At 77.3% G+C, this 3,359-nt stretch carries 4 protein-coding genes; all 4 read right to left on the bottom strand.

The window, feature by feature from the left end; all coding sequences use genetic code 11:
- On the bottom strand, positions 1–292 hold a 292-nt coding region (locus PYV61_RS22840), incomplete at its 3' end, for a J domain-containing protein (protein ID WP_275836028.1).
- Positions 293–345: 53 nt separating this feature from the next.
- Complete coding sequence (locus tag PYV61_RS22835) at positions 346–888, bottom strand: nucleotide exchange factor GrpE (protein WP_275836026.1); 543 nt, start codon at positions 886–888, stop codon at positions 346–348.
- Positions 889–997: 109 nt separating this feature from the next.
- Positions 998–2,278: a competence/damage-inducible protein A gene (locus tag PYV61_RS22830; RefSeq protein WP_275836024.1), complete on the bottom strand. Its 1,281-nt coding sequence runs from the start codon at positions 2,276–2,278 to the stop codon at positions 998–1,000.
- Between the two features lie 9 nt (positions 2,279–2,287).
- The coding region (locus PYV61_RS22825; RefSeq protein ID WP_275836023.1) for a class I adenylate-forming enzyme family protein at positions 2,288–3,359 on the bottom strand (1,072 nt) is incomplete at its 5' end.

Raw genomic sequence — 3,359 nt, 5'->3', positions numbered from 1 at the left:
TCGCGCCCGGCGCCCCGCCCGACGACGGGCGCGCGCCCGGGCGCCGCGCGCCGGCGAAGCCGCCGAGCGCGCCGAGCCGGCGCATGTCGTCGTACTGCTTCCGCTTCTCCGCGTCGCCGACCACGCCGTACGCCTCGGAGATCTCCTTGAAGCGCTCCCCCGCCTTCGGGTCGCTCGCGTTCGCGTCGGGGTGGTACTGCTTCGCGAGCCGGCGGTACTGCTTCTTGATCTCGTCCTGCGTGGCCGTGGGGGTCACGCCGAGGATGGCGTAGTAGTCCTTGCCTTGCGCCATGCGGGGGGCGGCGGGAGGGGGGCGTGCGGAGGGGGACGGCCGGCCGGCGGCGGTCAGCCGTTGTACTGACGCACGACCACGCGCGCGGGGCGCAGCAGCTGGCCCGCGAACACGTAGCCGCGCTGGTACACGCGGGCGACCACGTGGTCGTCGTCGCGGCTCGCCGCGGGCTCGGTCGACACCGCCTCGTGCAGCGACGGGTCGAACGGCTGCCCCACCGGGTCGACGACCTCGAGCCCCGCGCCGCCGAGCGTCTTGAACAGCTTCTTCTCGACCATCGCCACCCCCTCGACCACGGTGGTCGCGTCGGTGGTCGCCGGGTCGACGTGCGCGAACCGCGCGAGGTCGTCGAGCGCGTCGATGAGGTGCTTCACCAGCTCGGCCTGCGCGCGCCCCCCGGCCTCGGCGCGCTCCTTCTGCGTCCGGCGGCGGTGGTTGTCGTACTCGGCCGCCAGCCGGAGGTAGCGGTCTCGCTGCTCCTCGAGCTGGCGGGCGAGGTCGTCGCCCCCCTCGGCCCCGGCGGTCGGGGCGGCCGTCGCCCCGTCCTGGGGCGTCGCGGTGAGGTCGTCGGTCGTCGGCTGGTCGGGAGCGGTCATGATCGGGAGTGCGGCGAGAACGGAGGAGCGGACGTCGCGCCGCAGGGGGTGCAACGGACATGCCCCCTACGGCTGCCGATCCGGCAGGATTCGGCGCCCGGAACGTACGTCAGACGGCGGCGGTGCGCGCCAGCGTACGCCGGAGCAATTCGAGGGCGAACTGGCTGGCGCGGAAGCGGATCTCGCCCCGGTCGCCGATGAACACGCTGCGGTGCGTGCGGACCTCGCCGTCGACGTCGACCGCGATCCATACGGTGCCGACCGGCTTCTCCTCGGTCCCGCCGCCGGGGCCGGCGACGCCGGTGATGGCGATGCCGACGCGGGCGCCGGTGCGGGCGCGGGCGCCGGCCGCCATGGCGCGCGCCACCGGCTCGCTCACCGCCCCGTGCTCCGCGAGCATCTCGACCGGCACGTCGAGCAGCCCGCGCTTCACCTCGTTGGCGTACGCGATCACCCCGCCGAGGAACACGTCGCTCGACCCGGGAACGGCCGTCAGCCGCGCGCCGAGCAGCCCGCCGGTGCAGCTCTCGGCCACCGAGAGCGTGAGCCCGGCGGCGCGGCACCGGCCGAGCATCACCTCGGGCAGCTCCTCCGCGTCCTCGCCGTACGCCCAGGTGCCCACCAGCTCGCGCAGCCGCGCGACCGCGCCCGCGAGCGCGGCGTCGGCGTCGGCGGCCGGCAGCCCGCGCGCGGTGAGGCGCAGGTCGACCCCCTCCTGCCCCGGCAGGTACGCGAGCGACAGCCCGTCGACGCCGCGCGCCAGCGCGCCCAGGCGGTCGGCGATCATGCTCTCGGCGATCGACGTCGTGCGCAGCGTGCGCGAGCGCACCACGGGCGGCTCCGCGCGCCCCGCGCCCGACTCGCGCGCCGCGCGCTCGCGCAGCGTCGGCAGCAGCGTGTCGGCGAGCATCCCGCGCATCTCGCGCGGCACGCCGGGGAGCATCGCCACCCAGCGCCCGCGCTCGTCCTCCAGCCACACGCCGGGCGCGGAGCCGTGGCGGTTCACGAGCTTGCGCGCGCCCTCCGGCATCAGCGCCTGCTGGCGATTCGAGACGGGGAGCGGCCCGTTGAAGCGCGTGCGCCACCGCTCCTCGAGCCACGCGAGGTGCTCGGCGTCCATCACCATCGCGCGCCCGAACAGCGCGGCGATGGCGGGCTTGGTCATGTCGTCGGCGGTGGGCCCGAGCCCGCCCGTCGTGATCACGGCGCCGGTGCGGTCGAGCGCCTCGCGCACCGCGGCCGCGATCACCTCCGCGCCGTCGCCGACCGACGTGCGCCGCACGATCTCGACGCCCACCGCGGCCAGCTCGCGCGCGAGGTGGGCGCCGTTGGTGTCGATGGTGAAGCCGAGCAGCAGCTCGTCGCCGATCGTCAGGATCTCGATGCGCATGGGGGAAAGCTAACCCGGCCGGCCGGCGGGGTGCCGCCGGTCCAGCTCCCCCTTGGGCGTGCGCACCCACGCGTCCGCCGCCACCGCGACCACGCGCAGCGGGCGACCGGCCAGCCCGCCGAGCAGCGGCGCCACGTCGGCGGCGCCGGGCGGCGCGCCCTCGGCCGTCACGGCCAGCAGCAGCGCGACGCCGTCGGGGGACGACAGCAGCGCCTCGCGCACCGCGGGGAACGCCGCCTTCACCGCCTCCTCGACGGCCGCCGCGGCGACGTGGCGTCCGTTGGCCAGCTTGAACGCGTCGCCGAGCCGTCCCTCGTACGTCCAGCTCCCGTCGGCCTCGAGAACCGCCAGGTCGCCCGTGCGCACCCACCGGTCGGGAGGGAGCACGCGCAGCGCGCCGTCGGCCCACTCGCCCACGCAGGCGTTGGGGCCGCGGAAGGCGAGCACGCCGTCGTCGTCGCGGCGCACCGCGCAGCCGAGCGGGCGGCCGAGGTGCCCCGCGCGCCACTCCGCGGGCTCGCCGAGGCAGATCCCGGGCGCCGCCTCCGTCTGCCCGTAGCCGACGCGCAGCCGCGTGTCCGACAGCGCGCGCGCGATCGCCGCGTCCGCGAGCGCGCCGCCGACGATCCCGCCGCGCAGCGCGCGCAGCAGCGCGCGGTCGTCGGCGCGCTCCGCCAGCCGCCGCACCGTGTGCGGCACCGCGTCGAGGTGCGTGCCGCCGTGCGCCGCGGCCGCGGCGAGCATCGCGTCCGGGTCGCGCCCATGCGACGCCTCGCGCACGAGCGTCGCGCCGCGGTCGAGCGCCGCGAGCAGCTGCAGCACGAGGCCGAACACGTGGTGCCACGGCAGCACCGACAGCACCGTCGCGCCGTCGAGCGCGAGCAGCGGGACGTGCGAGTCGAGCACCGCGCGCACGTTGGCGTCGGACAGCGCGATCCAGCGCGGCGCGCCCGCGGTGCCGCTGGTGCGCACGAGGAAGCGCGCCTCGGGGGGCGCGGCGCCGCGCGCGGCGCGCCACCGCTCGCCGTCGGGCGCGACGACGAGGGTCGCGTCGAACGCGTCGGCCGCGGCGTCGGCGTCG

It is taken from the genome of Roseisolibacter sp. H3M3-2 (assembly GCF_029211165.1).
In the GTDB taxonomy this organism is placed as follows: Bacteria; Gemmatimonadota; Gemmatimonadetes; order Gemmatimonadales; family Gemmatimonadaceae; genus Roseisolibacter.
Note: the sequence above shows the minus strand (reverse complement) of the source record. Positions and strands in the feature narration are given on the sequence as shown.

Excerpts from the sequence above, each read along its gene's own strand:
- PYV61_RS22835 (WP_275836026.1), bottom strand. The coding sequence starts at position 888 with ATGACCGCTCCCGACCAGCCGACGACCGACGACCTCACCGCGACGCCC.
- PYV61_RS22830 (WP_275836024.1), bottom strand. The coding sequence starts at position 2,278 with ATGCGCATCGAGATCCTGACGATCGGCGACGAGCTGCTGCTCGGCTTC.